Raw genomic sequence first — 5242 nt, 5'->3', positions numbered from 1 at the left:
TGGGTGTATTCCGGTATCAATTGCTGTTCCACGAACCGGTCGAGTCGATCCAGATAGATGTTGGACATGACGGGCGATGCGATACCGCCTTGTGGCGCGCCGGAAAGCGTTGCATGCCACTGCCAGTCCTCCAGATACCCGGCTTTGAGCATCCGCTCGATCAGTTGCAGGAACCGGCCGTCGTGGATGTGTTCCGACAGCGTCGCGAGCATGACCTTGTGGTCGAGAGACCCGAAGCAGTCGGATATATCACCCTCGATGAACCAACGTGTTCCCTTCCAGACCGACACCACCTCATCAAGAGCGGTATGGCAGCCCCGGCCCGGCCGGAAGCCATGGGAGTGGTCGGAGAACCGGACGTCGTAGTACGCGTCGAGCAGCATGCGCACTACCTCCGCGACGATCTTGTCCGACCACGGTGGCATACCCAGTGGGCGTCTACGCCCATTTTTCTTCGGGATATACACCCGCCTGGCCGGAGACCACCGATACGACTCACGCCGCAACGCGTCGGTGATCGCCTCGATCTTGGCCAGGGACATGCCGTCCACGGTTTCCCCGGTGACCCCCGGCGTCATCGCTCCTTCGTTGGAATAGATGCGCCCGTAGGCCAATAGGAACAGTTCCTTGTTGAACAGCTGCCGATACAACTGCTCCAACGGCAGGCCACGCCTGCCGCGTTCCCGAATGACAGCGAGGACCGTTTCAGCGTCCTGCATTTCGCATACCTCCCGGTCATCACCATCGAAACACCTGTGTCCCTTCGCCCTGCGCTCCGGCTTTCCCGGGCTCCTCGGCGAGGCGTTACTCCCGCGACTACTACGAACACTCCGTCGCCATAGGGCTCGCACCCCGTAGGCGATCCCGTGGTACGTCTGCGTTGCACGTCCGAGCACGACGTAGGCCGCCCACTCATCCCCTTGCCCACCCTCACCGGGTGGTGCCGCACACCACGGAAGTTGCCCGGGTCTCGGGTTCATACCCGGACACGATGTGCCACCGGTTTCAGGCGTTGTTCCGGCGGATGCGCACTTTCATCGCTGGGGATTGGGCTTCAAGCAATCCAGCCTTGACCATATCGCGCGGGTCTCGCGGCACCCCGCCCCGAACGCCTCCAGACGGCTACCGCTTCCCTGACATGCTGTTGTCCCCTTCAGCTTTCACCTCCAGGTAGTCAGGTGACCCAAGAACCTCCTTCCGAGTTCCTCCCGGCTGCACCGGGGATGCAACACAGCGCCACACGGCGCACACCCGACGTGCGCCTCTCAACGCAACGGGCTCTCCACGGTTTCTGCCGTCAGGCTGATTGAAGGGCCGTCCATCGGTTCGGGATCCTGTTGCCCCGCCAGCGATAACGGCTCACTGTCACACTGTTCAGGTTGAACAACACCGTCCCGTCCGCCGCTGTGATAGGCAACCACCGCCCGGTGCGGGTGATGTAGCGGCGGCGGATATCGGTCCAATTCCAGCGATGCCGAATCTGCAACATCACGATCATTCGCTTCCAGACGAACTTCTGGAGAACGGCGAACCGAGTTTTTGCCACGGCATGCTTGAAGTAATTGGACCAACCACGCAGAATCTGGTTGAGCCGAGTGATCACATAGCTCAGACTAGCTCAGACTCTGCTGGGACAACCGATGGGTCAGGGCACGGACCTTCGCCTTCAGCGACCGGATGGGCCGGTCACCGACGAAGGTGTAGACGAACCACTTGTCCGTGCCTCGCTTGCGACGCCACTGGATGTGGAATCCCAAGAAATCGACCCCGTCCGACAGGTGCCGCACCGCAGTCTTCTCCGGCGAAAGCCGAAGCCCGAGTGGTGCAAGCACTTTCCCGACCCCTTCACGCATTTCCGTCGCGTCGTGCTCGGTCCCCATGGACCACCACGAGGAAGTCGTCGGCGTAGCGGACGTCCGCCACGTCGGCAATCCTTTCCGGCGACGGTAGGCCCGCTTGGCCTCACTGGCCATCGTCCCGCCTGGCTTCCACGGCGCCATCACCTGCTCATCGAGCATGTTCAACGCGATGTTGGCCAGCAGTGGCGAGAGGATGTCTCCCTGAGGCGTGCCGGTCATGGTGTCCTGGTTCTCGCCGAGCTCGGTAAGGATCCCGGCTTTCAGGAATGCTTTGACCAGCATCAGGACCCGTTTGTCTTTGACCCGCAACCGAACTCGGTCCATCAGGGACCGTGTGGTCGATCCGGTCGAAACACGCCTCGATATCCGCATCCAGCACCCATCGGTAACCGCAGGTGCCGTAGTAGTGGATCTCGGCGGTCGCGTCCTGCGCCCGCCGGTTGGGTCGGAACCCGTAGGAGACCGGCTCGAAGTCGGCCTCGAAGATCGGTTCCAGCACCAGCTTCAGCGCGGCCTGAACGACCCGATCGGTCACCGTCGGAATCCCGAGACGGCGCACCTTCCCCGCCCCTCCCGGTTTAGGGATCTTGCGTTCCCGCACCGGCAGCGGCCGTAAAGACCTGTCTTTCAACGAGGCTCGTAGATCCTCCAGAAACCCCGGAACCCCGATCCGCTCGTCGACATCGATGACGGTCATGCCGTCGACGTCGGGAGTGCGGGCTCCGTGGTTGCCCGCGACCCGGTCGGACGCCACGATCAGCGTCGCCGGGTCGTGCACGAAGTTGAACAGGTCATCGAACCGGCGGCCAGGATCGGCCGCCGCCCAACGGTGAAGCTTGGCCTGCATCTCCGATACCCGCCGGCGCGGCCCCGCAGAGCCCACCGACGCGGCGTCACCGTTCGGCGGCGCGTCTTTCGGCATTACAGCATCCGTCCTCTCTCGAAGACCGCTGCCTCCCTTGGCCATGTGACCGGCTTTCCCGGCCTCGGACTACTACGGCGGCTCCGCCCAGCCCGGCCCGTTCGACGGTCGGTGCGTCTATCCCCCGAGCGACGCTCGCCATCGCCCGCGCCGCATTGCGGCACCAGACCTGCCTGTTGCTCGGCTCGACAGCGTCGAACACGAGATTCGCCTGCTGGTCGACCACCGCGAAGACCTGGTCGCCGAACGCACCCGCATCATCGCCCGGCTGCGCTGGCACCTGCACGAACTCGACCCAGCATGGACCCCACCGGAGAAACTCGACCGGACCAGCACATTCGACCGAGTCACAACATATCTGACACAGATCACCGGACTTCTCGCGCGTCGCAGGGACCCTGGTCGAGCACTGCCGTCGCCTGACCGTTGAGATCGATGACCTCGCCGCCGAGATCGGCACCCGCATCACCAAGGTCGCTGCCGACGACGGCGGCATGCAGGCACCGCGAGTCCTCAGGCGCCGAATCTCCGACGCCGTCTTCCGCGCCATGGCCAACGACCACCTCGCCTCGACGGCTTGGCAGAAGAACAAGCCACACACCCGGGGGCGACGTTCATGCGTCGAGGGCCAGAAAAAGATTCTATAGCGATCGCTAGTTAATCTGCTAATTTCCACTTTTGTAACGATCAATATATAATAGGAGGTGCTGGTAGTGAGCTCACTGATAGGCAAGACGGCGCTAGTGACCGGCGCGGGGCGAGGGATCGGCCGGGCGATCGCGCTTCGATTGGCTCGTGATGGCGCTCGAGTTGGGGTGCACTACGGCAGCAGCGCCGAGGCCGCCGAGCTAACCATGGAGGAAATCATCGACGGTGGTGGCCAGGCTTTCATAATTCAGGCTCGGCTCGGAGTCCCGGGGGATGCCGAGGCGGTGTGGGCAGCGTTCGATGAGCACGCCGACGGCGTGGACATTCTGATCAACAATGCAGGCGTCGTGGGCGGCCGCATTCGCTTCGCCGAGGTCGGCGAAGCGACCTATGACGAGGTCTTCGCGGTCAACACCAAGGCGCCGTTCTTCCTTGCCCAGCATGGCCTGTCGCGACTGCGTGATGGGGGCCGGATCGTGAACATCTCCACTCGGTTCACCCACGGTTCGCGGATGCCAGAGCTGATGACGTACGCGATGTCGAAGGCGGCGCTCGACTCGCTGACAGCCACGCTTGCCAAGGAACTCGGCTCGCGTGGCATCACGGTCAACGCTGTTGGGCCCGGCGTGACCGACACGGACATGAACACCGCAAGGCTCGCCACGGAGGATGGGCGTGCCGCGGTCGCCGCTCTGTCCCCGTTGAACCGCGTCGCGCAGCCGGCGGATATCGCCGACATCGTCGCGTTCCTCGCCTCCGACGAGGCACGATGGGTGACTGGGCAGTGGATCGACGCCAGCGGCGGGTCGATGCTGTGATGCCGAGTTCGGTCCTGATCATCGAATTCGCAATCTTCGCCCAGGGCAGCAGTGAGCTGATGCTCGCGGGCCTACTACCGGAGCTGGCGACCGATCTCGGTGTCAGTATCCCGCAGGCAGGGCTGCTGATCTCCGGCTTTGCGCTCGGCATGCTCGTCGGCGCGCCCACCCTGGCGGTCCTCACATTGCACTGGCCACGCAAACACGCGATGGTCGGCTTCCTGGCGATCTTCGTGCTCGCCCATGCCGCGGGCGCGCTGACCTCGAGCTACGCCGTGCTGTTCGCTGCCCGGTTCGTTGGCGCCTTCGTCTATGCGGGATTCTGGGCCGTCGGCGGCAGCACTGCCATGGCGCTTGCCCCGCCCGACCGGCGTGGACGTGCGATGAGCATCGTCGCCGGCGGTCTGACTGTCGCTACCGTGATCGGTCTGCCCGAAGGGACGTGGATCGGTCAGCAGCTCGGCTGGCGAGCAGCGTTCTGGGACGTGGCCGCACTCAACACCTTGGCCATTGTCGCCGTGCTCGCTCTGGTGCCTGCTCCCCGTTCCGCAATCACGACACGGGTCCGCGACGAACTGCGCGGCCTCGCCATACCGAGGCTATGGCTGTCTTACGCCATGACCGCGGTCTCAACCAGCGCGCTACTGGGCACGTTCTCCTACTTGGGGGCCATGCTGATCGACACCACCGGTCTCGATGCCGACTGGGTGACCGCAATCCTGCTGACATACGGTATCGGCGCCCTGCTCGGCATCATGGTCGGCGGTCGCGCCGCCGACACCACCACCTCGGCATCCTCGCTATCAGCTTCGGCGGACTATTCATCACCTCGGCCACGCTCGCACTCACCGCCAAGTATCCAATCCCCGTCGTGATCTCGGTGCTGCTGCTCGGACTAGCTGTGATGTCCGGGGAGGTTGGTCAGCCGGGTGACCGGTGGCCGACCTCCGAGGGCGGAGTGGGCTCGGTGGTGATTGTAGAAGTGGAGCCATGCG

Annotated in this window: 4 protein-coding genes and 3 pseudogenes; 2 read left to right on the top strand and 5 right to left on the bottom strand. The window is 63.9% G+C overall.

The features are described 5' to 3' along the window. From ACWEH3_RS35615 to ACWEH3_RS35595, 5 genes and pseudogenes are all read right to left on the bottom strand, one after another. The coding region (locus tag ACWEH3_RS35615) for a reverse transcriptase/maturase family protein (RefSeq protein WP_450026662.1) at window positions 1-719 on the bottom strand (719 nt) is incomplete at its 3' end. Window positions 720-1297: 578 nt separating this feature from the next. Then, window positions 1298-1483, bottom strand: a pseudogene (locus ACWEH3_RS35610) (reverse transcriptase domain-containing protein); the annotation flags it as partial. Window positions 1484-1498: 15 nt separating this feature from the next. Next, window positions 1499-1603: pseudogene (locus ACWEH3_RS35605) on the bottom strand (group II intron maturase-specific domain-containing protein); the annotation flags it as partial. A gap of 10 nt (window positions 1604-1613) precedes the next feature. Further along, entirely contained in the window at window positions 1614-1832 is a 219-nt protein-coding gene (locus ACWEH3_RS35600) for a hypothetical protein (RefSeq protein ID WP_452358494.1), read from the bottom strand. Between the two features lie 300 nt (window positions 1833-2132). Beyond that, window positions 2133-2562 (bottom strand): annotated as a pseudogene (locus ACWEH3_RS35595) (reverse transcriptase domain-containing protein); the annotation flags it as partial. A 923-nt stretch (window positions 2563-3485) separates the two neighbouring features. On the opposite strand from ACWEH3_RS35595, the gene ACWEH3_RS35590 reads away from it, so the two are divergent. Together ACWEH3_RS35590 and ACWEH3_RS35585 are read left to right on the top strand one after the other, a co-directional pair. Continuing rightward, window positions 3486-4247, top strand: coding sequence for an SDR family oxidoreductase (locus ACWEH3_RS35590; protein WP_450026660.1), 762 nt, complete (start codon window positions 3486-3488; stop codon window positions 4245-4247). Then, window positions 4247-5122, top strand: a complete 876-nt coding sequence (locus tag ACWEH3_RS35585; protein WP_450026658.1) for an MFS transporter — start codon at window positions 4247-4249, stop codon at window positions 5120-5122. The genes ACWEH3_RS35590 and ACWEH3_RS35585 overlap by 1 nt, the downstream gene beginning before the upstream one ends. Window positions 5123-5242: the final 120 nt, after the last annotated feature.

The organism is Nocardia sp. NPDC004718 (genome assembly GCF_053601535.1).
Note: the sequence above shows the minus strand (reverse complement) of the source record. Positions and strands in the feature narration are given on the sequence as shown.

Excerpts from the sequence above, each read along its gene's own strand:
- ACWEH3_RS35585 (WP_450026658.1), top strand. The coding sequence starts at position 4,247 with ATGCCGAGTTCGGTCCTGATCATCGAATTCGCAATCTTCGCCCAGGGC.